The 25,197-nt window shown below is 30.6% G+C and carries 25 protein-coding genes; 10 read left to right on the forward strand and 15 right to left on the reverse strand.

The window, feature by feature from the left end; translation table 11 throughout:
- Nucleotides 1-9: 9 nt before the first annotated feature.
- On the reverse strand, nucleotides 10-1,299 hold the full coding sequence (gene envC / locus G468_RS0103515) for a murein hydrolase activator EnvC (protein WP_026821935.1): 1,290 nt from the start codon (nucleotides 1,297-1,299) through the stop codon (nucleotides 10-12).
- A gap of 341 nt (nucleotides 1,300-1,640) precedes the next feature.
- On the opposite strand from envC, the gene G468_RS0103520 reads away from it, so the two are divergent.
- The 4 genes from G468_RS0103520 (at nucleotide 1,641) to cysE (ending at nucleotide 4,489) form a co-directional block, all read left to right on the forward strand.
- Nucleotides 1,641-2,078, forward strand: coding sequence for a rhodanese-like domain-containing protein (locus G468_RS0103520; protein WP_026821936.1), 438 nt, complete (start codon nucleotides 1,641-1,643; stop codon nucleotides 2,076-2,078).
- Nucleotides 2,079-2,150: 72 nt separating this feature from the next.
- Nucleotides 2,151-2,627, forward strand: coding sequence for a protein-export chaperone SecB (gene secB, locus G468_RS0103525; RefSeq protein ID WP_026821937.1), 477 nt, complete (start codon nucleotides 2,151-2,153; stop codon nucleotides 2,625-2,627).
- The gene (gpsA, locus tag G468_RS0103530; RefSeq protein ID WP_026821938.1) at nucleotides 2,627-3,649 is read left to right on the forward strand and encodes an NAD(P)H-dependent glycerol-3-phosphate dehydrogenase; all 1,023 of its coding nucleotides are present in this window, start codon (nucleotides 2,627-2,629) and stop codon (nucleotides 3,647-3,649) included. The genes secB and gpsA overlap by 1 nt, the downstream gene beginning before the upstream one ends.
- Before the next feature lie 24 nt (nucleotides 3,650-3,673).
- Entirely contained in the window at nucleotides 3,674-4,489 is an 816-nt protein-coding gene (gene cysE / locus G468_RS0103535; RefSeq protein WP_026821939.1) for a serine O-acetyltransferase, read from the forward strand.
- A gap of 26 nt (nucleotides 4,490-4,515) precedes the next feature.
- On the opposite strand, the gene trmL is transcribed toward cysE, so the two are convergent.
- The 14 genes from trmL to cpxR all read right to left on the reverse strand — a co-directional run bounded on the left by trmL (nucleotide 4,516) and on the right by cpxR (nucleotide 19,212).
- On the reverse strand, nucleotides 4,516-5,019 hold the full coding sequence (gene trmL / locus G468_RS0103540; RefSeq protein ID WP_026821940.1) for a tRNA (uridine(34)/cytosine(34)/5-carboxymethylaminomethyluridine(34)-2'-O)-methyltransferase TrmL: 504 nt from the start codon (nucleotides 5,017-5,019) through the stop codon (nucleotides 4,516-4,518).
- An 84-nt stretch (nucleotides 5,020-5,103) separates the two neighbouring features.
- On the reverse strand, nucleotides 5,104-6,057 hold the full coding sequence (locus G468_RS0103545) for an NAD-dependent epimerase/dehydratase family protein (RefSeq protein ID WP_026821941.1): 954 nt from the start codon (nucleotides 6,055-6,057) through the stop codon (nucleotides 5,104-5,106).
- A 30-nt stretch (nucleotides 6,058-6,087) separates the two neighbouring features.
- The gene (locus tag G468_RS0103550) at nucleotides 6,088-7,542 is read right to left on the reverse strand and encodes an oligosaccharide flippase family protein (RefSeq protein WP_026821942.1); all 1,455 of its coding nucleotides are present in this window, start codon (nucleotides 7,540-7,542) and stop codon (nucleotides 6,088-6,090) included.
- A 241-nt stretch (nucleotides 7,543-7,783) separates the two neighbouring features.
- On the reverse strand, nucleotides 7,784-8,593 hold the full coding sequence (locus G468_RS0103555; RefSeq protein ID WP_026821943.1) for a glycosyltransferase: 810 nt from the start codon (nucleotides 8,591-8,593) through the stop codon (nucleotides 7,784-7,786).
- Nucleotides 8,583-9,383: a hypothetical protein gene (locus G468_RS19585; RefSeq protein WP_051296933.1), complete on the reverse strand. Its 801-nt coding sequence runs from the start codon at nucleotides 9,381-9,383 to the stop codon at nucleotides 8,583-8,585. Before G468_RS19585 ends, G468_RS0103555 begins: the two co-directional genes overlap by 11 nt.
- Nucleotides 9,380-9,790: a hypothetical protein gene (locus tag G468_RS23660; RefSeq protein ID WP_135677470.1), complete on the reverse strand. Its 411-nt coding sequence runs from the start codon at nucleotides 9,788-9,790 to the stop codon at nucleotides 9,380-9,382. Before G468_RS23660 ends, G468_RS19585 begins: the two co-directional genes overlap by 4 nt.
- Nucleotides 9,787-10,911 (reverse strand): adenylyltransferase/cytidyltransferase family protein, encoded by a 1,125-nt coding sequence (locus G468_RS22245; protein WP_051296935.1) that lies wholly within the window; start codon nucleotides 10,909-10,911, stop codon nucleotides 9,787-9,789. The genes G468_RS23660 and G468_RS22245 overlap by 4 nt, the downstream gene beginning before the upstream one ends.
- A 19-nt stretch (nucleotides 10,912-10,930) precedes the next feature.
- Nucleotides 10,931-11,950: a sulfotransferase gene (locus G468_RS0103570; RefSeq protein WP_026821944.1), complete on the reverse strand. Its 1,020-nt coding sequence runs from the start codon at nucleotides 11,948-11,950 to the stop codon at nucleotides 10,931-10,933.
- A complete protein-coding gene (gene tagD, locus G468_RS0103575; RefSeq protein WP_026821945.1) occupies nucleotides 11,951-12,421 on the reverse strand; it encodes a glycerol-3-phosphate cytidylyltransferase in 471 nt (156 codons plus the stop codon).
- A 9-nt stretch (nucleotides 12,422-12,430) separates the two neighbouring features.
- A complete protein-coding gene (locus G468_RS0103580) occupies nucleotides 12,431-13,540 on the reverse strand; it encodes an EpsG family protein (protein WP_071846847.1) in 1,110 nt (369 codons plus the stop codon).
- Nucleotides 13,530-14,615: a glycosyltransferase gene (locus G468_RS0103585; protein WP_026821947.1), complete on the reverse strand. Its 1,086-nt coding sequence runs from the start codon at nucleotides 14,613-14,615 to the stop codon at nucleotides 13,530-13,532. The genes G468_RS0103580 and G468_RS0103585 overlap by 11 nt, the downstream gene beginning before the upstream one ends.
- Complete coding sequence (locus G468_RS0103590; protein ID WP_026821948.1) at nucleotides 14,608-15,792, reverse strand: CDP-glycerol glycerophosphotransferase family protein; 1,185 nt, start codon at nucleotides 15,790-15,792, stop codon at nucleotides 14,608-14,610. The genes G468_RS0103585 and G468_RS0103590 overlap by 8 nt, the downstream gene beginning before the upstream one ends.
- 1,357 nt (nucleotides 15,793-17,149) lie before the next feature.
- Complete coding sequence (cpxA, locus tag G468_RS0103595) at nucleotides 17,150-18,520, reverse strand: envelope stress sensor histidine kinase CpxA (protein ID WP_026821949.1); 1,371 nt, start codon at nucleotides 18,518-18,520, stop codon at nucleotides 17,150-17,152.
- Nucleotides 18,517-19,212, reverse strand: a complete 696-nt coding sequence (gene cpxR, locus G468_RS0103600; RefSeq protein ID WP_026821950.1) for an envelope stress response regulator transcription factor CpxR — start codon at nucleotides 19,210-19,212, stop codon at nucleotides 18,517-18,519. Before cpxR ends, cpxA begins: the two co-directional genes overlap by 4 nt.
- 154 nt (nucleotides 19,213-19,366) lie before the next feature.
- Here cpxR and G468_RS0103605 point away from each other — a divergent pair, with 154 nt between their 5' ends.
- The 6 genes from G468_RS0103605 to G468_RS0103630 all read left to right on the forward strand — a co-directional run.
- Nucleotides 19,367-19,879, forward strand: coding sequence for a Spy/CpxP family protein refolding chaperone (locus G468_RS0103605; protein WP_026821951.1), 513 nt, complete (start codon nucleotides 19,367-19,369; stop codon nucleotides 19,877-19,879).
- Nucleotides 19,880-20,582: 703 nt separating this feature from the next.
- Nucleotides 20,583-21,263 carry a response regulator gene (locus tag G468_RS0103610; RefSeq protein ID WP_034249251.1) on the forward strand — a complete coding sequence of 227 codons (681 nt, stop codon included), beginning with the start codon at nucleotides 20,583-20,585 and terminating at the stop codon, nucleotides 21,261-21,263.
- Entirely contained in the window at nucleotides 21,250-23,562 is a 2,313-nt protein-coding gene (locus G468_RS0103615; RefSeq protein ID WP_026821953.1) for an ATP-binding protein, read from the forward strand. Before G468_RS0103610 ends, G468_RS0103615 begins: the two co-directional genes overlap by 14 nt.
- A gap of 293 nt (nucleotides 23,563-23,855) precedes the next feature.
- Nucleotides 23,856-24,593, forward strand: coding sequence for an outer membrane protein (locus tag G468_RS0103620; protein WP_026821954.1), 738 nt, complete (start codon nucleotides 23,856-23,858; stop codon nucleotides 24,591-24,593).
- A 180-nt stretch (nucleotides 24,594-24,773) separates the two neighbouring features.
- Nucleotides 24,774-24,938, forward strand: coding sequence for a helix-turn-helix domain-containing protein (locus G468_RS22800; protein ID WP_081700612.1), 165 nt, complete (start codon nucleotides 24,774-24,776; stop codon nucleotides 24,936-24,938).
- Nucleotides 24,939-24,975: 37 nt separating this feature from the next.
- Nucleotides 24,976-25,197, forward strand: a 222-nt coding sequence (locus tag G468_RS0103630) for a transposase (protein ID WP_026821955.1), incomplete at its 3' end; no start/stop codon positions are given.

A 25,197-nucleotide genomic window follows, 5' to 3' on the forward strand; every position in this document is an offset into this window, starting at 1 on the left:
TTAGCACGGTTATCTGCCTAACCAAGGCTGTGGATTAACGGTTTTACCTTGACGGCGGATCTCAAAATAAAGCGAGGAGCGCTGCTGTCCACCACTGCTACCCACTAACGCAACCGGCTGACCTGACCGAACTTGTTGACCCACGTTCACCAATGCACTCTGGTTATAACCATATAAACTCATATCTCCCTGACCATGATCAATAACCACCACTAAACCATAGCCTTGTAGCCAATCAGCAAGTAAAACACGGCCAGCAGAAATAGCTTTAACCTCTGTTCCTTCAGCGGCATTGATCACCATCCCTTTCCAGCGTAATTCATCGGAAATACTATCACCATAGTGATGTAGAATCTGGCCGTGAACTGGCCACAGAGCTTGACCAACAGGACGACCTAAACCGCCAGTACGCGCCATCAAAGCCCGTTCATCTTCGGTTGGACGATAAGTAGTGCCTTTTTGCTGTGCCTGCCGTTGTTTTGCTCGAATACGCGCCGCCTCTTTCGCTTCTCTTTGCGCCCTAACTTTTGCTTCTCGCTCGGCCTTGGCAATTTTACTTCGCAACAGTGTTTCGTTACGTTTCATCACCGCCAAACTCTTTTGATCCGCTTTTAACGTCGATTCCAACGATAACAGGGTTTTCTTTCGAGCATCCTGAGCCGAATCTAGCGTTTTCTTTTCCTGATCTTGCTTAGCTAAGTTTTTTTTCTGTGCCAATTGCTTTTGCTGTTTCTGTTGTTTCTGCTCAGCAAGTAAGGTCGTGGTTTGCTGCAATTTAATAATCGTTTGCTGTCTAGCTTCATTTAAGTAGCTATAATAGGCTAGAATACGCTCTTCTCGTTGCCCTTGTTCACCTTTAAATAATAATTCAATCCCTTTTTGCTGGCCTAATCGAAACGCGGCATCGAGCTGCTTAGCTAACAATGATTCATGAATCTGCTTTTGTTGTTGTAAACGGCTAATATTTTCATTTAATTGCGTCACTTCTTTTGCTAACTGCGAAAGTTTTTTACGTGTTTCATGTAATGCACGTCCAGCAGCAGCGATATTTTTTTCCTGACTTTTCAATTGATCGAGTAAATGGTTTCTCTCAGCTTGCTGCTGTTTAACACTTCTCTCTTTTTCGGCAATATTTGATAACAGATCTTTCAGTTTTACTTTATTGTCACTGATAGGATTGGCAATGGTAATTGATGGCCAGATAAAAAATAGCGAGACAAAGAGTAACGGCTTAACCACTACTCTCTTTAGTAGAGCCAAAAGGATTAGGACTAAACCATATCGGCTGGTATTGTTCATCTTAGTTCAGCATCCTGAAACAATATCACTTAAAATTATTGACAATTACTATAATTAGTAAACATTTCCGCTTCTTTTAGGATAATACTGAAAAAACTTAATTTCTTCATTTATACAACAAATCACAAAATAACTATAGGTTATTATCAATATTGCTTTCATTCAGCTACTTTTTAAGTGGTATCAATTAACTGATATCGATAGCAAATATCATCGGTATAAATCCTATTTGCAAAAAAACTCTAGCCAATTTATGCAAATTGGCTGTAATTGCGCAGCGACAAAGGTATACTTTGCAAACTAGATCTATCTATTATTAACTACGGGAGTAATTACCCCACATGATGCAAGAAATCATGCCATTTATTAGCCGGCATCCAATACTCAGTCTGGCCTGGATCGCTTTGTTGATCATTGTGATTATTTTAACCTTTAAGGGCTTGTTCGCCAAAACAAAAAACATCACCCGTGCCCAAGCGATACAACTGATTAATAAAGAAGAAGCAGTCACTATTGATTTACGTTCCCGTGATGATTTTCGTAAAGGACACATTATTGATTCAATTAACCTGACTCCATCAGAAATTAAAGACAATAATATCGGAGAATTGGAAAAACATAAGCAAAAACCCATTATTGTTGTCTCAACAAATGGCATGGAAGCATCTAAACCTGCTGAACAACTGGTGCAATATGGTTTTGAACGTGTCTTTATTCTAAAAGAAGGAATTACAGGCTGGTCTAGCGAAAATTTACCTCTGGCTCGCGGTAAAAAGTAATTCATCGGACACATCAGCAATTATATTTATAAAATTCAATATCATAAGGACATTTAAAAGGTAATTAACATTATGTCAGAACAAAGTCATGAAGAGATGGTATTCCAGATCCAGCGAATTTACACCAAAGATATTTCATTTGAAACACCAAGTGCCCCTAATATTTTTCAGCAAGAGTGGCAGCCTGAAGTCAAATTAGATCTAGACACCTCGTCTAGTGAATTGGCCGAGCATGTTTATGAAGTTATCTTACGCGTCACTGTTACCGCCACCGTCGCTGATGAAACTGCTTTCCTTTGCGAAGTGCAACAAGCTGGCATATTTTCTATCGATGGTATCGAACAAAGCCAAATGGCTCATTGTTTAGGCGCTTACTGCCCAAATATTTTATTTCCCTACGCGCGCGAATGTATTACCAATTTAGTTAGCCGTGGAACTTTTCCTCAACTAAATTTAGCACCTGTTAATTTTGAGGCCTTGTTTATGAACTATCTACAACAACAGCATACCGCCCAAACTGAAAATTCGGCAAATCATCAGGAAGCTTAATGAACACTGTTTCGATGACAGTTATCGGTGCCGGCTCTTATGGCACCGCATTAGCCATTACACTTGCCCGTAATGGCCACCGCGTTTTACTTTGGGGACATGATCCTCAGCACATTAAAAAATTACAACAAGAGCGCTGCAACCACGCATTTTTACCTGACGTTCCATTGCCAAACAATTTGTTACCTGAAGCTTGCCTGAAGACGGCAATAACCTCGAGTAACAATATATTGATCGTCGTCCCAAGCCATGTTTTTAATCAAGTTTTGCAAAATATCCAACCTTACTTGACGCCACACTCACGCATTATTTGGGCAACAAAAGGATTAGAACAGGGTACTGGACGTCTGTTACAAGACGTTGCCCGCGAAATACTCGGGGGCAAAATTCCACTCGCTGTCCTCTCCGGCCCAACCTTCGCCAAAGAATTAGCTGCCGGCTTACCGACAGCCATTGCGGTAGCCGCCTCTAATGCGGAATTTGGTGAAGAGCTACAGCAACTTTTCCATTGTGGTAAAATTTTTCGCGTCTATAAAAATCCAGATATGATCGGTGTTCAATTAGGAGGGGCGATCAAAAACGTCATTGCGATTGGTGCAGGTATGTCTGATGGTATGGGATATGGCGCCAATGCTCGCACAGCACTGATCACCCGAGGATTAGCTGAAATCAGCCGTTTAGGCATCGCTATGAGTGCCCAACCCTCTACATTTATGGGAATGGCTGGTTTAGGCGATCTGGTTTTAACATGTACCGACAATCAATCGCGTAATCGCCGCTTTGGCATGCTACTCGGCCAAGGCATGCAGATTGAAGAAGCAGAAAAACAGATTGGTCAAGTAGTTGAAGGCTACTTAAATACCAAAGAAGTCCGTGCATTAGCGCAACGCGTTGGCGTAGAAATGCCAATTACCGAGCAAATCTATCAAGTTCTATACGGTAATAAAAATGTACTCGAAGCGGCAAATACATTACTTAGCCGCGCAACTAAAGCTGAAATTAATGATACCGGTGTTTTTTAATTATTAAAATGTCAGAGTGTGAATATGTCGCGACAAGAACTTGAAGAGATTTGGACGACAATTAAACAAGAAGGTAAAACTTTTGCCAATTGTGAGCCAATATTAGCCAGTTTTTTTCATGCAACACTACTTAAACATGACAATCTTGGTGATTCGCTTAGCTATATACTAGCCAATAAATTAGCTACCCCGATTATGCCAGCGATTGCTGTTCGAGAGATCATTCAAGATGCCTATAAAAACGATAAACAAATGATCGCTTATGCAGCGCGTGATCTTAAAGCCATCGTACAACGTGATCCAGCCGTCGACAAATATTCAATCCCTTTATTATATTTAAAAGGCTTTCATGCTTTACAGGCTTATCGTATTGGCCACTGGTTATGGAAGGTAGACCGCAAGACATTAGCAATATATTTGCAAAGCCAAATATCCGTCTCTTTTGCGGTTGATATCCATCCTGCTGCTCGTATTGGTTACGGTATTATGCTTGATCACGCAACCGGTATCGTTATCGGTGAAACAGCGGTAGTGGAAAATGACGTGTCAATCTTGCAATCGGTCACGCTCGGTGGAACTGGCAAAACTGAAGGAGATCGGCATCCTAAAGTTCGTGAGGGGGTGATGATCGGGGCAGGAGCAAAAATTTTAGGCAATATAGAAATTGGCAAGGGCGCCAAAATTGGCGCGGGTTCGGTAGTACTTCATGCTGTGCCCCCGCACACTACTGTGGCGGGAGTACCGGCGCGCAAAGTTGGAAGGCCGAATAGCAAAAAACCTTCGCTGGATATGGATCAAAACTTTAGCAATTCAATCCATGGTTTTGGTGAGGGTATCTAACCAACAATAGTTTGTGCAGAATAAAATTACTCGCGTAACAGCGCACCTGAGTAATCTAACTGGCGCCATGCTTCAAATACCACTACCGCAACGGAATTGGACAAATTCATACTGCGGCTATCTGCTAACATTGGAATACGGATCTTTTGACTGGTTGGCAATCCATCAAGAACATAAGCAGGTAAGCCTCGCGTCTCCGGTCCAAACATTAAATAATCCCCCGGCTGGTATACCACACTACTATGGCTCGGTGTTCCCTTGGTTGTCAAAGCAAATAAGCGGTTACCAGATGGTGTCTTCAAATGCGCTTTAGATAAAGCCACAGCGGTTAGAAAAGCAAAATAATCATGATGGCGCTGAATATTAGCAAACTCATGATAATCTAATCCAGCCCGACGCAGACGTTTGTCGTCCCAGGTAAAACCTAACGGTTCAATTAAATGTAACTGAAAACCCGTATTCGCACACAGACGAATAATATTGCCAGTATTGGGTGGAATTTCCGGTTCAAATAAAACGATGTTTAACATACAGCCCTCAATAATAAGCGCTGTATTCTAACATAGTCATCGCTACTATTAAGTTTTTAACTAAGCAAAAAGTTTTTTATTAATCTAATGATGTTTAAACTCAAACTGAACGGTATTTTCTATCCCTTTTGCCAAGGTTACCGGCGCTTCAAATCCCGTTTCAGCGATAGTATTAGATTTGAATTGCGTACGCGCACAGAATTTCTTCACCCGAATACTACTAACCGGAAAATTTTTACCCATTATTTTAGCAAGCAAGTCAAAACCATAACCTGCCAAAAGACCCAACGAATAAGGAATACGTAGATCAGATTTCTGTTTTTGTAATGCCAGACAAATAATTTCGGTTAATTGATTCATGGTAAAATCAGGTTTATCAACATAATTAAAAATATGACGACCCGCTTTTAATTGAGTAACGAAATATAAAAACGCAGCCACATTTTCCACATACGCCATCGATTTCTGATTATTACCTGAACCAATCATCAAAAAACGCCCGGCAGCAATTTGTCTAAATAAATTATAAACATTACCGCGATTACCCTCACCGAAAACCACTGTCGGTCGAATAGTCACTAATGTCCGTTGGCTATCTTTCGCTTGCCATCCATCATAGACCTGCTCCGCCGCCAACTTCGATTTACCATAATCATTAAATGGCTGAAATTTACCATCTTCGCCAGTTTCTTGTGCAACAAAACCATAAACCGCCACCGAAGAAGTAAAAATAATCTGTTTAATATTTAATTGTTCAGCAACCTGACAAACATTTTTCGCCCCATCCACATTCACGTCATAATAGAGACTGGTAGGATGAACATTATCTTGATGCTGCGCTGCTAGATTAATAATAATGGAAGCGTCTTTTAATGGCTCCAATAGGGTTTCTGCTTTAGTCACATCACCAAATAGCCATTTATCTGGATGCAGCTGACTTTTTTTAATATCAATAATTTTGAAATCAATGTGCTGTGATGCTAATTGATTAGCAAGACGGGTACCGATAAAACCGGAACCACCGAGGATTGTTAGCATGAAAAAACCTTTAAATTAAATAATAAAATCTCAATTGAATTTAATGAGTACTTTTTTTATAAGACTTTGTGATATTTCTTCTTTACAAATAAATAATATCAAAGAATAGGTAATGGCAGAATATATAACACTAGAAAACATAAACAAATAAATATTATCGAAACATTTTCTAACAAATGGTAAAATAAAAATTGGAATTGATGCAAATAAATATATAATAATACTAGAATTTAAGAGTTTAATAACTATCTTTTCTTTAAAATAAATATAAATATAAAGAAATAAGCACATTATAAACAGCAAAATCATAGTGATTAATATGCTTATTTCCGCTGTTTGATAATTTCTAATAAAAAACTTGATAAAAATATTTATTCCACCAAATATAAACAATAATAAAATAATTACTTTCTCTTTATTTAAAGAAAATAGAACTTGACTACCTATAACTTTCAAAAAAACAAAAATCAGAAGATAAAAAGAAAAAATATGCATAATATTGACTGCACCAAAATATTCTACTGAACCAAAAAAATATAAAATTTCTTTTGATAAAAACAAAACACCAAATAAAGATGGAATAACTATCATCATTAATGCTGTATATATTTTTTGTACAAATATAGAAAATGCAACCCTATCTTGATTAGCAAGTATAGATAATCTAGGCAAGGTAACTTGAGTTAAAGTTGATGATAAAACAACAGTAATAAGAATTATTTTTTGAACTAAACTATAATATGCAACTTCCTTATTTGATGCATATATACCCAACATAATCTTATCAAAACTAAAAAAGAAAAAACCAATATCAATAACAAATAAAGTTGCAATTATATTTTTAAAATATTTTTTTATTAACGATAATTTTATTAATCGAAAAGAAAAAAATACTTTTTTTCTATAAATTAAAATATAATATAAAGAAATTAAAGAGTTTGTTGTATCAAATAATACATTTAACCATACATAAATTAGATAATCTTCCTTTGTAGTAACTAAAAAATACATTAAGATCAAAGAAATTGACCTACAAAACATAGTTTTTATAGATATAAATTTATATTCTTCGTAAGCTTCATTAACCCATTCAATATCAAACAATAATAAAAATAATTTAAACATTAAAACAAGAGAAATTAAATAAACTTTATCATCAGATATAAAAAACAATAGAATTATTAAATAAACAAACAAAGAAAACAAAACCGTCATAATATTTACGACAAAAATATTAGAAAAAAGCTGAGACGCTTTTATTTTTTTATTTCTTATTATACCTAATTCTCTAATTGCATAATACGATATTCCTAAAACAGCTAGAAAATTTATATATGAATATATACTTTCTGCGTAATCAACAGCACCAATATTATCAGCTGATATAGTACGATAGACATAGGGAATAATAACAACAGGTAAAGTAAATCTAAACAAATTTAAAACAAGCTTATAAATACCATTAAAAGTTATAGAATGATTCATATTATCTCTATCTTATTTATCAACTTTATCAAATAAATCGCTAAAAAGGCTATTAGTATCTTCTATATCAATTGTTTTTAACCATTATTACACTATAGTAAATTTTTATCATTTTTGTATAAACTAAGTTTAATGACTTTAGATATAAAAATAAATTTACAAACATGTTTATAATTAATTATTATTTAGCAACTAACATATTTATTCAAATTCTCCATAAATTGCTAGATAACAAAATTTATTATTTTCTTAATATCATATAAAATTTAGATAGTAGATAAGAAGGCATTAATCTGAATATTGCTCGCAAAGTAAAAATTGATATAGTAGAAAAATTTTTACCTATTTTAAATTTCAATAAATATTTCAACATAATTATTTCAGATTTTAAATACAAAATACCTTTTCTTCTTTTTATCATTTTTATCCCGGTTCTTGCATCAACTAGAATTTCATTTATATTTTCTAATTTATATCCTTGTGCATAAAGCCTTATCCATAAATAATAATCTTCCATAAATTTGAAATCTTGATAACCACCAACAGCAAGAATATGCTTTTTTCTGAAACAAACTGTCATGTGATTAAATGGGTTACGTTTGTTAATAACAGAACTAATTTCTTTGCCTATTGGTACAAACCGAAAGCCTATAATATTTGTTGGCTCATTATCAAATTCCGCAATATGTGAACCACACATAGTAATATCAAGGTTTTTATTCATATAATTATATTGCTTTTCAAATCTATCAGTATGATTTATATCATCAGAGTCAACCCGCATAACTAAATCATTAGTGCATGCATTTAATCCTCTATTCAAAGCAATACCTAAACCCTGATTTTCTTGAAGAATAACATCTTTAATCGGTAACAACGTTTTCCATTTATTTATAATGTCATATAACTGTTGAGTTAATTTACCATCTTGAACAACAATAATTTCATTTGGTAAAAAAGTTTGCCGATAAATACTGTCTAATGCCAAATCAAAAAATAATGGATTTTCTTTAGAATAAACAGAGATTAAAACAGAAAAATTATATAACATTACAATATTTTCCTCTTTTAAACTTTTGTTTAATTAAATTATACAGCATATAATATATTATAAAAATTGCTAGCGTACCTGTATAATCAATCTTTATAAATCCTTCTGATGAACTAATAAAACCTGTATAACCAATAAAAAATATCACTAATAGCAAATATGAAAACAATAAAGCATAATTATATTTTTTTAATTTAGTTGATTTCATCACTAAATCAGCACTTACCCTTAATATTGAATCAAAAGAATTGACAATAAATAATAAGCCTACAATACTCATTATCATAAAATAATAAATTGGCACTGAATTATGTTCCAATGAAAAAAGATATAATACAGTAAACCAAATAGCCAATAATGCTGTTGGTACTACTAACATTAGAATAAATAATCCTATTGGCGTCATTCCATTAGGGACAAAGGATGCAACAAATTTTCCAATCATCAAACTCCACGAAAACCACCAAAACATATAAAACTGATGGTGTTCATTCATAGGAATAACAAACAAATATATGTTTTTAATATAATCAAAAATACCTAAAGATAATGTAGATAAAAATAATACCGCTGATTTATTAGTAATATTTAAGACAACACCAATAACAACTAAAACAATAAATAAAAAGATAGAAAAATAACTTAGTATTTTTATAAATCTAACTTTCAACGCAGAAAGTGTTGATAAAAATAGCAGTCCCACAGTTATCATGACAATTGTAGTATGCGTAAACAAATCTTGATATTGTTCTACAGAGAAATCAGAGAAATAAAATTTAAAAAAAATCACAAATAAATTTGCTGTAAAAGCATAAGTAAAGCTAAAATAAACTTCATCTTATTATTTTCAAACAATTTTACTTTAACCTCAATATAAGCAAAATAAAATGTCGTTAAAAAATAAAAAATCCATACTGCCCCCCCCCAAAAACCAATTTCTACAGATAATGGATTAATACCTAAATACTCTGGATTTTTATATTTATTAAATTCCATTAAAGGAAACATTATTAATCCTATATCCAAACCTGATGTAAAAAGAATACATGAAAATGCTAATTTGGATACAGGGGTAGCTGAGGAAACTAAAGAGACATTATATTTCGTATTTCTAAATTTTATTAAAACATATACTGTTAAGACTATTATTAATACACATGCTATTTTCAAGTTATTATTCAGAATTGATTCTATCATTTAATCTCTCTAAGTTTTTTCTTATAAAAATTCATTTTTTCTATATACATTTTAACAAGATTTTCTTCATATTTTTCAGGATAATGCTTATACCAATTAATCCATACGATACATTGAAAAATAATAAGTAAAGAGACAAATTTAATATCAAATTCATTTTGATCCAAATCTGAAAAGTCAATAACATCATTAATTACACAAGAAGCAATATCCATTTCAAAAGGAGCCATATCCGCATACTCCCAATCTATAAAAATTATTTCATTTTTGCTTGTTTTAATAATATTTTCTCTGACTAAATCATTATGCGTCCAACACCAACTCCGTATATCTTCATATATTATGTCAAAGAATTTTAGCGTTTCCAAAAGAACAATATTTTTTTTATCTATGTACTTCATTAATGCTGGACAAAATGCTTTAATCTCATTTTTTGCCTGCAATCCAGTTATAAAGTTTTTAGTATCCCTTTTTTTCTGTATAAAATACTCTACAATTTCTTTACTATTAACGTGACCTACAATACCATCAATATATTGATATAATGCAAAAGTTCCGCCCAATATAATACAATCATGCCGTAAAGAAAAAGACTCAGCAGTCGACGATTGTAAATATTTTAGAACACACTTTTTAGCAAGCATCTTAGATGATATTTTCCATGCCATATTTGATATGCCGCCATATAATGGCTCTACAATGAAATCTTCCCCAACTATATCTTTTAGCTTTGAAATACAAGATGTTGTTGACTCTATGGGATCTCGACCAATAAATCGGATTATGGATAAATCCTTACCTCCTTTGTAATAATCAATGGCACCAGCATCATCATCTCCTTGTACATGTAATGTAATACCAAAAAAATCATAAAACTGTTTATTTGTAAATAAAGGTGCTGTTATCACTTCATCGACAAAATCTAATGACTTTATCATCTTAATACGTTGCTCATAAGGAATAACAGGTTTGCGCTTATATGATTGAGTATCTTCATCGGTTGCAACGCCAACAATTAAAATAGCATCTTTTCCTCCTTGAGCTTTTGCTGACTTAAGTGCTCTGACATGGCTTGCATGTAATAGATCAAACACACCTGAAGTATAGATAACATTTTTCATAGATAGATCTTTTTAAGAATTAAAAGTTAAATTTATAACAATATTGAACTAGCTTTTTCTTTATAAAATTAATGTCTTTTAAAAAATGAGGATATTGTTTTTCCAGTTGAGTATTTTTTACGGAGACATTTGGATTAAAATATTTAAATTTATTTTTATGATCAATAATATCTAAATTACAAAAATTACATACTTTCAATACAGTTTTTGAATAATTATAAATAAAATCTTCAAATGATAATCTAAGTACTATAGAGCTATCTTCATGTTCATAGTTTTGGTGCTTTCTTAGCAGCTCAAACCATTTAACATATTGTTCGACACTATCAGTAGGTATCCATTTTTCTTTCCAACACTCTTTATTCAATAAATAGAGATCAACTGGATCACGATCAATAATGATGATTTTTATATCATCAAAATATTTAGAATAATGTAATGTATTATTAGGAGGAACCAACTGATCAAAAACAACATAAGGTAAAGCGTCAAAACTAGTACTATTAACTAATTTTCTAATATATTTTTTAGTTTCAATATAAAAATCTTCGCTTGGATATGCATAGTACATTTTTTTATTAAAAAATTTATTATACAAAATAGCACTACTATCTTTAATTTTTAATACTTTCTTTTGGTAAAAACGTTCTGTATAGTAAAGCAATTTTTCAAATAATGATGCATCTATTATATCTTGATGCCAGTAACCCTCCCATCGACTTTCAGTAAGATTATTTATATATTCAATTGATAATTTTTTAAATACACCATTAAAAAACTTTTCATATGGATATACTTTACTACTACTTAAAAAATTCACATAATTAATAAAATTATTAATATGATAACTTGTAGTCAATCTATTATTATTTTGCACTAAGCCATAATCTAAATCTCTAATTCCTTTGGGATCTTGCAGAAATCTAAACTCAAAATCCCCAAATGAATAAACATTTGAAAATTCTTTTAAAAGATCAGACACAACACTTGAACCAGTTCCCCCATATCCCGTACAGGTAATAATTCTAGGATTTACCATTTATTTATTAACTCCTGATAGAGACCTTATCACATTGAATATGTTATTTACGGAATATTCTATTTCTGCTAATTTTTCTGGTGTAATAATCGCTAACTCTTTTTTTATTTGAGTTGAGGATATACTTTCTGTTCTATCTAAATATATTACCTCACAAATATCATTTAAACTATCAAACTTTCCTGACCAATCATTACCCATACCTAAAATATTTACTTGATTATTTAATATATCATGCCTTTTTTGTTCCCAATTATTTTCAGCAATCACTAAATCAACATATTTACACGATTCAACAATTTCCTTTCGTTCGGCAAACGAAAAAAATGATTTCTTACCTTTTAAGCTATTAAAGTCATCTGTTGAAATAGCTACAATCAAATAATCACCTAAAGACTTTAATCTTTTTAATAAACGAATATGCCCTACGTGAAAAAGATCAAAAGTTCCATATGTAATTACTTTCTTCATAAATCCTCATTAATGAATAATATTTCCTATAAATTGATCTACAAACCAAGATCTATTTAATAAATAAAACAAATATAATAAAGTATAGAATATAAAAAATATCTTTACTAAAGATTTAAATGAATTGGAAATAACATTACTACTTAAAATACACATATATAATATAGGTATCAAATATTGCAACATTATATAATGTCTTATAGCTAATTCTCTGTTAAAAGACATAAAAATTGATAAAGAAAAGATTGATATATATGTTTTTATCAATCTTCTAAAGAAAAAATTATTATCTTTTTTATAAAAATAAAGAAAAATCGCAAGATGAAACATGTACATTAATATATTAAGATAGATTGTAGTTTCTGAACGTCGCACATTGAAGTATATATGCCGTGCAAGCGTTCTTTGAATTATATAATAATTACTAAAATTATTTACAATATAATCGCCAAAGCCTAACAAAAATAAAAATAAAAATAAAAATAAAAATAAAAATAAAGATAATAATAAAAATAATAATGCTGTCCTTAAACTAAAAAATCTAAAGAAAATTATGCAAAATATTAAAATTATATTAGCATTATGTATTAATACTGAAGCTAAAAATAATAAAAGTATAATTAAATTTAATCTATTTTTTACTGTATATAGTGCTAAACCTATTAATAAAAAAGAAAAACCAAGTGGTTGCCTAAAGTAATTGATTGTTCCTGTTAACATTGCCTGACTAAACAACACACAAAATATAAATATTATTATTTGAGAGTTAACATTTCTACCAAAAATGAAATAGGCTATAAAAATATTTATTCCGTATATTATAGATAAAATTAATAAATAATTACTTGGATTATCAGTAAATGATCTTATTACATCGGTAAATAGTGTAAATAAAAACTCAAAATTACGATCTCCATTTATAAAATTACTTACATATGCTTCCGTATCAGAACCAATAGAATAGTCACGTAAACCTAAAATGACAACATACATTATCACCATTAAGAATGATAATATATAATCTATTTTTTTATTCTTAAAACTATCGGATAGTATTGCAACAAATAAATATATTATTGCGGATAAAGAAATAAAAACAGGACTATACTCACTTATCATCAGTTAAAATCAAACTCCAATTTTTTGCTATTTTATCGATCATAAACTCCTCAGCTTGAATATAGGCATTTTGTCTTAATTTATTTATTAATTCATCCGAATTAATTAACCTATTGATTTTTATAGCTAAATCATCTATATCTGAAATTTTAACCAATAATCCATCTATCCCATCATTAATTAATCTTTTACCTCCATTCGTCTTTGTCGCAATGACCACACAACCTTGAGATTTAGCTTCAATTATACTCATTGGCATTCCATCAAAAAGTGAGGGTAACACATTAATTGTTGAGTCGATTAGATAAGGTTTAATATCATTTTTCGATTTAATAAATTTAATATTTTTTATATGTAATTCATTAGATAGAGAAATGAATTTATCTTTATCTTTTCCATCACCAACAATTATTAATTGCCAATCTTTATTTTCTATTTTTTTCCAAGCTTTTATTAATATATCTATTCCTTTTTCTTTTGTTATTCTTCCTATATAACTCACAACTTTATTATTAAAAAAACTAGTACGATAAAAAATATCAAATGGGCAAGGATTCTTGATATATACTATTTTTTCATCAATGACTTCTTTGGGAGTTTTATCTGTGTTTTTGTACAAACATATAACCTTATCAAAAACACTAAATATCATATTCACACGATGTTTTGTAGACCATTTTGCCATATAATATTGTTCAAAATCATTATTACCTCCATGGCAAAAATATATAAGCTTAACTGATTTAAATAGCCCTAATTTTCTCCATAAATATATCGGCTCAATATACGCAGATTTATTAACAATCAGATATGCATTTTTTGCTCTGAATAAGATAGGTAAAATCAAAAATATATTTATTGGTAAAAATAATACTTTAAATTTAAATATAAACTTAACAAAATCAAACTTTACTTGTTTAGCTAACTCAAAATAAGATTTTCCTGGCACTACTGATAATATTTCGCATGAATAACCCTTATAAGCAAAATAATTCGCCCAAGTTGTTATGACCCTAACAACACCACCCGCACCTACCATACTTTGTGTTATGAAAATTAATTTCTTATTAGACAAACTCTTTCTCCTTAAGTTTTCTTAATATAAAAGAATAAATTTTTTGAGAGCTGCCTTTAACTGTTTGGTTAAAATATTTGTTTGTGAATTTTCTTTCTTTTAAATAATATGAGTTATCGTTTAATAATTTATATATTTCTCTTATAAATTCTGATTGTTTTTTTGGTTTCGGTCCAGGTGTTATATCATTATATTCAAAATTCAAACCAACATTTTTTTCGTATAAAGTAAGATCATAAGGTAAAAATAAAACGGGCTTTTCCAATATTAAAAAATCAAAATATATACTAGAATAATCAGTAATTAATAAGTAAAAATTAGATAGTACATCCATTATTTCATTACAAATACTGGCAGAAAAATTCCTTATCCAATAAGTTTCCTCTATTTTTACTTGTTGTAAATGATGAGGTCTTATTAAAAGTAATATTTTTTTTTTCGATAAAAAATCTTCTAATTTTTTTAGATTAAAATCAGTAAAAGGAAAAAATTTAGTATCATCACCTTTCCAATCTTGTCCATAAATACCCTTCCTCCATGTTGGAGCATAGAGTATGACCTTTTCATATAAAGGTAATTCTTCAATATAATCACTAATTTTGTTTTTTTTATAGAAAAGAAGATCATTTCTTGGTTGACCTAATGAAATTACGATATCTTCCTTTATTAAAAAACTTTTTGCGTATATTTTTTTTAAGTTATCACTTGTTGATGAAAAAAGAGAATAATTTGAAGAAAACATCTTTAATGTTAACCAGACTCTAAATTTTTCAAGGCCATTATATCCCATGACTCCAATTTTCTTCAAGGGAATACCATGCCATAAATTAATTAAAACTCTTTTTTTATGATTAAATGGTGATTTTAAAGGAAAACCTCCATCTGTTATCCATACTTTTGCTTGTGAAATTATTTTTAAATGTGAAAAACTTTTTGTAGTGATAAATTTATTACCATACTGCTTTATTAATTTTTCTCTTAACAAATCATCATTAATAATATATCTTAATTCAATCTCTTGACTTTTTTTCAATATTATATATTCAAATAATACTTTTGTATTAAATTTGAAACTATTACCGTCAAAAGTAAATATTATTATGTTTTTTTTAGGTTTATAAATTAAAGGTAATAAAAAACACATTATATAATTTATTAATTTCTTAATTCTTCTCATATATTATCAATTTTTTCCAATGATATCTCTATTAAAAATATATTAAATAATAAAACGGAATAAAATTATAAAAATAGAACGCTGAAAATAACTTAATTTAAAAAATAGATTATTTAACTATTAAAAAATTTTATGCAAATTACGAAAAACTTTAACGTTTTAATTTTTTATTTAATTCTTCATAACTAATTAAATTTTTTAATAATTAATTATTTTTGTTGAAAAGTCCATTTAATAAAACATAGCTACCGCACTGAGTTGTCGGTTCCCAGAGCACCATCTTTAGCCTTACCAATCATATATCCTTTTGAATATCAATCCTTTTTTCATCAAAAAGTTATATGATTTTGCTATTTCCTAAGCCTTACAGAGTATGCATTAAGCGGTCTTAGGTCTCGATCTACATACTTACCATTTATTTTATCACTTACTGATACGATAAACTTTGATTTACTCATCATTAAAAAATTATTTTTATCATTGCTAATGCTTTCAACAAAACAATTTTTGATAACAAATTAACTGTCTTAAGCTATCTTTGCCCCCTAACATAAGCTTTATGCTAAGAGATTTAATGGGTCATGTTAGATATGTGTTTAGTGTTTACCGCATTGAGTTTACAAACATTACCTCAAACCTGGGCATATCACGGTTTCTTTAACCAATTTAATTATCACTCTATGAATTTTCTGCTGTTTAACAATCAGCTATTTTTATTACTAAATTATAACCCCTAGCACAAAGTTATAGGTAATTAAATTATTCAATATAATCAACTAGGTAATAACATAATTATAAGCCACGGCATATACTCTGCGTAGCTAACTGACTAAGGGCAGGATTTTAATTCATAACTTGATCAAATGCCATTAATGCTAATATGATAAAATAGTTTACATAATGAAATATATTGAAACAAACAAGATAAAAAACGTTAAAAAACATTTAAACAGAATAATACATTAATCATTAATACATTATAAAGATAAAAACATTTTTTTAAGTAATTATGATTTAACGCAAATAAGATAACAAATTAACAATAAAATCAATTTATTATAAAAAGTAATAAAACATAAAGAGAATAAGATAGTTATTTTTTATCTAATCTAACTATAAAAATAAAATAGTTATTATCTTTTTAAACTATCTTTCAACTTTTTTCTTCATTAAACTAATTTAATATCCCCTTTTAGAAGCAAAAATAATGGCTACCAATCAGGATAAGAAATCTGCTCTGCTGCAAAGAAATATAACCTTTAACTCATTAATTATGATAATGTATTACTCAACAAGTTACAAACTCAATACTATTGAAAACATTATTAAATCCTGTAATTTTTCACGTAAAAAATAGTTAACGGCCATGCAACGGTAACCAAAGCCTTAATTGCAACCCACCTAATGGACTGTCCGAAGCTTTTACCCACCCTTTATGGTGAAAAACCGCTGTTTCGACAATCGCTAGCCCTAAACCAGTCCCGCCAGATTGCCTATCTCGCGCTTCATCAGTTCGATAGAATGGACGGAAGATTTTTTCTCGATCTTCTTTTGATACACCAGGACCATCATCATCTACTGTAATCAAAATACCTTGATTTTCTTCTTTAAATGCAACTTCAATACGGTTATGGGAATAACGTAAGGCATTGCGAACAATATTTTCTAATGCGCTACCCAAAGCAGGAGGATTACAATAAATCGTCCAAGCACCAGGCGGAGCGGTAACATTCAGCGTTTTGTTCATTTGTTCGGCTTCAAAAGTGGCATTATCCAAAATATCATTCCAAAGATCGGTAACTTTTATATTTTGTCTCAATATCTCATTCTTATGTTGACTATGTGACAGTACCAACAAATCATTAATCATACCATCAAGACGCAACGTTTCAGTTTCAATCCGTTCTAACTCTTTACTCTCGCCATGCCGGCGACGTAGTAATGCTGTCGCTAATTGTAGGCGTGTTAATGGAGTACGTAACTCATGGGAAATATCAGAAATCATACGCTGTTGTGCACTAACCATTCCTTCTAACGCACTAATCATCTGATTAAAGCTGTTTCCTACCGCCAAAAACTCCTGGGGTCCAGATTCCAATTCAGGGTGTTGACGTAAATTGCCATTAGCAACATCATCAGCTGCCATTTTCAATTTTCTGGCCGGTTTTGCCAAACTCCACGCTAACCATAACAACAAGGGAGCACTAATCAACATCGTGGCAACTAGTAACAAAAATGGTCTATCAAAAAGTAAACTTATAAAATCAGACTGGGGACTACTTGCAGGTCGAACCAAATAAAGTTGATAATGATCTTCCCCATCACGAATTGAAAATGGCCCTAACATCTCGATCCGACCATATTTTTTCTTTTTCGGATGATCTGCATTATCTGATTGCCCAATAAAATTACGAACCACCTGCATTTCATTAGGCATAGCGCCAATAACCCGTCCTTCACTGGTCACCATAATAAGATGCTGACCTGGAGGAGCCCACTTTTGAATGGCGTTAGAGAGCCGGCGCCACCACATAAGATCATTAATCGGGTCGCCAGCTAATTCAGCTTCTATATGCTGTTCTAACATAATACCTTGGCGGTATTCACTCTCCAGCAGCGGTGTGATTTGCCTTGAATCAAGCTTAGGTACCATCAACACCAACATCAATACTAAAGCCAGCGTAAACCAAAAAATGGCAAATATCCTGGCTGTTAAACTATTTATCATGTCGCTGAAACCATCAAATAGCCTCGTCCACGCAAAGTTTTAAACCAAGGCAAACCATCGGTTCTTTCAGGTAATTTACGCCGCAAATTTGAGATATGCATATCAATAGCACGATCGAACGGTGTTAAACGTTTCCCTAAAACTTCTTGGCTAAGATGTTCTCGGGAAACAACTTGACCAAGATGTTGTGCTAATAAATAAAGTAAAGTGAACTCTGTTCCAGTAAGATCAAGAACCTTTCCATTAAAACTGGCCTCTTGCCGTCCTGGATTTAGCTGTAAACCATCTACCTGACAGATTGACGAATTAAGATTATCCTGACTTTGCTCGCTCCAATTTGAACGCCTTAGTAAGGCTCGTATACGTGCAACTAATTCACGATCATTAAATGGTTTAGGTAAATAATCATCGGCTCCTAATTCCAAACCAAGAACACGATCCAAATCTCTACCGCGAGCGGTTAACATAATCACCGGAATTTGATATTGTCTACGTATCTCTTTTAATGTATCAATACCATTTTTCTTATGCATCATGATATCAAGTAACAGTAGATCAATTGTTGAATCGAGAAGCGTTAATGCTTGTTCGCCATCATAGGCGATAATTACACTAAAGCCCTCCATTTCAAGTAATTCTTTTAACAGCGAAGTCAGTTCGCGGTCATCATCAACAAGTAAGATTTTATGCATTAGTCATATCCTCCAAGAGCAAAATACGACAAGAATCGCCGCGATGCCATGACTTTACGTTCTTTTACACGCTCTGACGCTAGTTTTCAACCACACGGATATAGTTAGTATAATATTAACATTTTTATCCAAAGAGGGCGGGAGTAAATTATTAATGCGTCACTGGGCAATGATAACTTTTACATCATCGCTATTTATTGTTGGCTCAACATCGGCTTTAGCCGAAACAGCAGATGTTAATTTAGCAGCAACACAATCCGCCAAACAAATACAGGCTGTAAAACATGATAGCCCTATTTCTAAGCGGAACATAACAAGAGACCGGCTATGTAATCCTTATGATATATTTGTTCCTTTAATAAAAGGTATTACATTAAGCGAAAGACAACGCCAGCAAATGCGTGACCTGATGGCTTCACAGCGGCAACAAAGCTTTAAAAAGAATGTTTCACGTGAAGAACGAGAAACTTTACATGATTTAATGACAGCAGATATTTTTGATGAAGTCGCTTTTCGTGCAACAGCAGAAAAACTGTCACAAGAGATTGTTGAACAACAAATTGAGATGGCTCGTATTTATCACCAATTTTATAAATTATTGACACACGATCAAAAAATGATACTGGAGAAACAACATCAAAAACAGCTATCACGATCAAAGTATTGAATATTTCGTAACAAACTTAGCGATAAGTAGCAAGTAATCATTGAAGTTTTTCCTTGCCATAGACACCATCCCTGTCTTTGTTGCCCTCTATTATAGAGGGCTTTTTTCTATGTTAAATATGTATTAATTATTAAATAGTTAAAATACTATAACTATCTAAAAAATAAAGTGTAGTTATAGTAATCTAACAAAATAATTTACTATTTTTTATCCTAAGATAATTAATATATAACTCGGCATGTATTTCGGCATAATAGTTTTTTATTGTTACATAACTTAAAAATAGGTTCTATCCACTAAATCATTAACTTTGTATAAAATAGGTCTAACAATTCTTAATTTCTTCAAGTTCCTAAATAAATTCTATTTCTATAGCAATATGTTTAATTAATTTTCAGCTAAAAAATTTAACAATAAAGAAAATATTTAAATTTATAATACCATCTAGATAAACCACAGACTAAATTAGCAACATTTTGATTATTTTTTAACTGTTAAAATAATAAAATATCTTATTAAATTTGGGTTCGGTTTCTCACGCCAATAATTAGCTATTTAACAATCTACTTAAAAAAATATAATAAATTGTTTATAATCGTTATTTTTCCATTATAATTAAAAATAAATTATTGAAGATTTTGTTTATAAGAGAAAAATGACATTCTTAAAACTATTCCAGTTTCTGCTATTGTAAAGGATATGTATGAAAAAGATAGAAGTAGTTGTACTTGATGATCATTCTATAATTTTATCTGGTATAGAAAAAGAACTGGAATCAACTCATGTTTCAGTATTAAATAGTTACACAAATTCTCATGACTTAAAAAAACATTTAGCCGCCAATGTACCTGATATAATAATCATGGATTATGCATTATCACCTCAAGATCTAGATGGACTTACCTTGATAAAGGATCTTCATAAAAGATATAACAAATTAAAAATATTAGTAATATCTGCCTATTCAGATCTTGCCATAATAGGACAAATTTTCAGATGTGGAGCAAAAGGTTTTATAAGTAAAAAAAATGCTAACAAACAACAGCTAATAAATGCAATAAATGCGATATATAAAGAAAAATATTATTTTAATCAGGTTTTTGACAGTTTAAAAAAACTTGAGTTTTACTATAAAAGTATCATTGATAATTCACCAAATTCTATATTATCAAATGTCTCTATTTCTGATTTATCTAAAAAAGAGCTAGAAGTTATTCGCTGTTTTCTCGATGGTTTAAGTGTTTCAATGATTGCCCAAAAATATAATCGCAGTATAAAAACAATAAGTGGACAAAAACAAACCGCGCTTAGAAAATTAGGTTTAACCGCCGATCATCAATTATTTATTATAAAAGACGAAATATTAAAAAATGAAAAAATTTAAATTAATTAGCCTAATTTTTAATTTAATTTTACCGACGACTACATTAGCGACAGAATTTAATCAAATTGAACGGGATTGGTTAAAGCATAATTCTGTCATTTATTATACTATCGTTCCTAATAATCGAATAGAGTATATTCATAATAATGTTCATCATGGAATATCTCGCGAATATCTAAATGAAATAGAAAAAAAAACCGGATTAAAATTTATCTATCGTGATCAAAAGGAAAAAAATATAAAAATTATTGCTAATTTTATTAGTAAAACGTCTCATGATAAAAAATGGTTACAAAGTTATCCCTATATCTTCACTTCAGCAGTGATTGTTACAAGACCAGATGCACCATCTATGTTTACACCTCATCAACTTGATGGGAAGAAAGTTGTGGTAAAAAGAAATAGTCCTTATGAAGCTTTTTTAAAGGAACACTACCCCCAAATAATATTAATTCCAGAAGAAGATGCAATTTCAAGCTTAAATCGGCTATGTGATACCTGTGATGCATATGCCGTTATAGGTCCAAATCTTATATTTTGGCCTTTAGTTCATAAATATTATGCCAATCATTTAAATTTTTCTGGTGTAATTCCTGAATTAAACGCCAATATCACTATGGCTATTGCATCCGATATGCCAATATTAAAATCTATTATTGATAAATCGCTAAATAGTATCTCTGCAAAACGAAGTGATGAAATATATAAAAAATGGATTGATGAATTAGATATCACCGCACCACCATTTAATATGATATTAAAATATTATTATCTAGAAATAATTACCACTATTTTAATATTTTTATTCCTATTAACATTACTTTTCTATATCAGAAAAGCGCAAATATCAGCTCAAAATAATGAATTATCAAAATCACTTTTTATCTCTATGATGAGTCATGAAATTCGTACACCATTAAATGCAATCATAGCCTCACTAGAAATATTAAAATTGAAATTAAAAAATAAGGATTTGGAGAAGTTTACAACTATCTCAATTAATTCATCCGTAGCTTTGCTATCATTTCTTAATAATGTATTAGATGCTTCTAAATTAGAAGCAAAAGAACTAAAATTAAACAACAAAACAATTGATATCAATAAGTTACTTATTGAAATAAAAAATAAATTTACTCCTTTATCTGAATCAAAAAAAATAGATTTAATTTATAAATCTTTTATTCCGGAAAAAACGTATATCAATATTGATTGTGACAAATTACGTCAAATATTACGAAACATCATATCCAATGCAATAAAATTCACAGAAGAAGGCTACATTTTATATACCGCTAACTATAAAAAAAATAAATTATTTTTATTAATAAAAGACTCTGGCATAGGAATTGATGACAAAAAACAAAAAAAACTCTTTCAACCATGGTTTCAAGTTACAAATAAAGAATTAAATTATAATCAAACGGGTAGTGGTCTTGGATTATTCATCTGTAAACAATTTTCTAAGATTATGAAGGCTGATTTTTCAATTAAAAGTATAAAAAATATCGGTACAGAAATAAAAATTGCTATTCCAGCTGATAAATCTAATGAAATAATAAACATTAACAAAGATGAAGAAATAAGTATCGAAAAAATCAGTACACTAAATAAATTATCGATTCTTATTATTGATGATAATATATATAATATTGATGTTATCACTAAGCAATTAGATATTTTAAACTGTGATTGGGAATATGTATTAAATGGCAATGATGCAATAGAAAAATTCAAACAAGAAAATTATTATGATTTAGTACTATTAGATAGTTTTCTACCTGACATGACGGGATATGAAGTATGTAATACAATAAGAAATCTAGAAAAAATACAAAATCGGGTTACTACACCAATAATTTCCATCTCTGCGAATACCAGCAATCAACATATTGAACAATTCATTAATCATGGTGGCAATAATATTTTATCAAAACCGATAACATTAAAAGATTTAGCCACATGTTTAACTAAATGGAGTTATCTTAATTCCAATATAGAAGATCTAGCTGAAAACATTCATACTAAAAATAGCGATGAACTATTTTATAGAATATTAACCTTAGATTTTAAAAATTTAAGTTTAGCTAGCACTATGAATGATACCAATAATATTAACTACTATTTACATCGAATGAAAGGAGCCGCTTTACAAAATAATAGTTATACCATAGCCAATTTAATAACCTCGATTGAAAATTTAATTAAAAAAAATAGCATTGATATAAAAAACAATGAGGTTATAAAATCTTTACTGTTCCAATTAGAAACTTTAATTGTTGAAAAAAATGATCATAATTAATCATGATTATCTCTGACTAAAAAACGACATATTCCATTTTTCTACTTTCTTATTTTTGAGAGTACTCTTGTTTAAATCTCATCAAGTTAACTTTATATTACCGCTAAGTAATTTTTATGTGACAAAAATTACTCAACATAATAAAAAAATATAAGCCATATAATAATGGTTAATTAGCGCATACTTGATTGTGACTGATCATTATTTACAGGCTTTATTCTGATTAATTTAGAAAGGTTAGTCAGTTGTTTTTTAATATATTCTGATATCAATTTAACTGGAGAAATTATTGTATGAAAAAGTGTCTTGTTTTATTTTTAATAACGGGATTGCCTGCCACCATGGCAAATGCAGCAAACCAGACAGGATTGTATGTCACCGGTAAAGTCGGTGGTTCTGTTGTACAATCAACAAAATCTACAGGATCAATTTCTGCAATTTCTGCTGCAGAAAAGAGGAATATGAGTGGAAAATTAGATGATATTACTTCTGGTGCCTTTGGAGGCGGAATTGCATTAGGTTATAACTTTAAGCCTATGTTTCAATTGCCGGTCAGAGTGGAATTAGATTTTACAGCCAGAAGTAATCTGAAAAAAAATGGTTCAAATGGTGCAGAAATTGCAGGTCAGCCCTTAGATATAGAAATGAAAGATAAAATTCAAATCAATACTTTAATGGTAAATGCAATGTATGATTTTGAGAATAGTAGCCAATTTACACCTTATGTTTTAGCAGGCATGGGGGTTGCGCAAAATAATCGAACTACGGATATTAGTGCTGATTATCAAAATAAGAACGCTAAATTATTGTCGGGTAAAAAAGTTAATTATAATTTTGCCTGGAGTATTGGTGCAGGTGTAAAATATGATATTAATAGTAATCTGGCTTTAGATCTTAGCTACCGTTATATCAATGCCGGAAAAGCAAAAACCAATGGTGAAACAAATCTTGGTCCAATAAATATAAAAGGCAATCTGGAGTCCAGATTACATAGCCATGACATCATGTTAGGAATGACATATCTATTCTAATTTAATTTATTTTTTAAATTAGTAATTTTTTAACCTAATTTAAAATATATAATATTTTTTGCTAATTTTTATCTGGATAATCAGATAATTTATTTTCTGATTTCCAAATATTTTCCCATATTTATTTTGTTAGCCGATTTATTATAATTAAAATAAACCCAATATTAATTGGAGCATTTCATGAAAAGACGCCAAGAGATAGCTTGTTTATTAGGTAGAAAAATTAAAAAAATCAGAAAATATAATGGAATGACAGGAAAAGAATTATCGGTTAACCTTGGCATATCACAACAACAATTATCACGCTACGAAAATGGTATTAGGCTGTGTCCCTTAATTGCTTGAGCTATAGTATCCATCTGTTTCTACGATACTTTGAATTATGGCTCGCTACGATCTTTCTGATGAAGCATGGGCAATCATTGAGCCCTTGTTGCCAACCGTTTTGACATCTTCGCGGGTCGGTCGGCCGTGGGCAGAACATCGCAAAATCGTCAACGGCATGTTCTGGATACTGTGTTCAGGCGCCCCATGGCGTGATTTACCTGAACGTTACGGCCCATGGAAAACCGTTTATAACCGTTTCAACAGATGGTCAAAGGAT

Origin of the sequence: Arsenophonus nasoniae DSM 15247 (assembly GCF_000429565.1) — a bacterium.
Lineage (GTDB): Bacteria > Pseudomonadota > Gammaproteobacteria > Enterobacterales > Enterobacteriaceae > Arsenophonus > Arsenophonus nasoniae.